Source organism: Lactococcus cremoris subsp. cremoris NBRC 100676 (genome assembly GCF_001591705.1).
GTDB classification, from domain to species: Bacteria; Bacillota; Bacilli; order Lactobacillales; family Streptococcaceae; genus Lactococcus; species Lactococcus cremoris.
In genome coordinates this window covers 1-1,085 of the sequence record NZ_BCVK01000116.1, presented here as the reverse complement: position 1 = coordinate 1,085, position 1,085 = coordinate 1, and the positions used below count along the sequence as shown (strand labels likewise).

Genomic DNA, 1,085 nt, shown 5'->3' with positions numbered 1-1,085 from the left:
GACTCATAGATTGGATTATTTTTTGTGATTTGAGCTTAAAGACATAGTTTTTCATCTGATATGCCCACCCTTGGTCAGAGTGGAAAGTACGACGATAGAGACAATCAGAAGTCAATTCTAAAGCCTCCTGAAGTGCTGTCGCAATAGCTTGATAGGTTGGTTGTTTAGAGATTTCATAGCTAATCACTTCGTTGTTGAAAAGGTCAAGATAGGGGTTGAGATAAAGCTTCTTTTGAACCCCTTTATCGTAATATTTGAACTCAGTGGTGTCTGTCGTTATCTTCTGATGTGGTATAGAAGTGTTAAATCGTCTGTGGAGCTTGTTCTTAGCCACAGTCCCAACTTTACCTTTGTAAGAGTTATATTTACGAGATTTATGCCAAAAAGTAGTCACACGAAGCCCAAGTTTTTTCATCAAGCGCTGAACTTTCTTGTGATTAACATAAATTCCACGTTGTTTTAATAGCTCAACCATTGGACGATACCCTGCATTAGTGTGTTCTTGACGTATTTCAAGCATGACTTGCTCAATCATTTCGTCTTTATTAGGACGTTCAAAACGATTGACCCAGTAGTAATAAGTTGCTTTAGAAAGTTCAGAAATGGCTAAGAGTTGCTTAAGTGGGAACTTGAATTCTCGTCGGAGTTCACAGACCACTCGGGATTTTCCCTCTTGTGTTGTTCCTGCCGTAATCTCCTCAGCCCTTTTAAATATTCAACTTCCATTCTTAAATTAAGATTGTCGTTTTGAAGCCTAGCAAGTTCTTGCTCTGTTTCATTCACCACATCTTTCGCTTTCTTAATACTTATTTCAAGCAATTCAGACTCTTTTCTAGGTCGCCCCTGAACATTAGAAAAGGCAAATTCCCCTTTTTTGCGATAATTTGACACCCATCGTGTAAGAAGTGGCGGATTATTCATTCCCAATTCATGAGCTAGTTCTCTATATGACTTTTCACTTGTTAGATATAAGTTTACCGCATTAAGTTTGAATTGTGTTGAATAAACTGTATTTTGTCTTTTCCGCTGAATTCCAACCGCCCCTAATTCTTTATAAGCTTTGACCCAACGCCTGACAATCGCTT

General features: G+C 38.2%; 1 pseudogene. It reads right to left on the bottom strand.

From position 1 onward, the window contains the following. Positions 1-1,085, bottom strand: a pseudogene (locus LLA01S_RS13480) (IS3 family transposase); the annotation flags it as partial.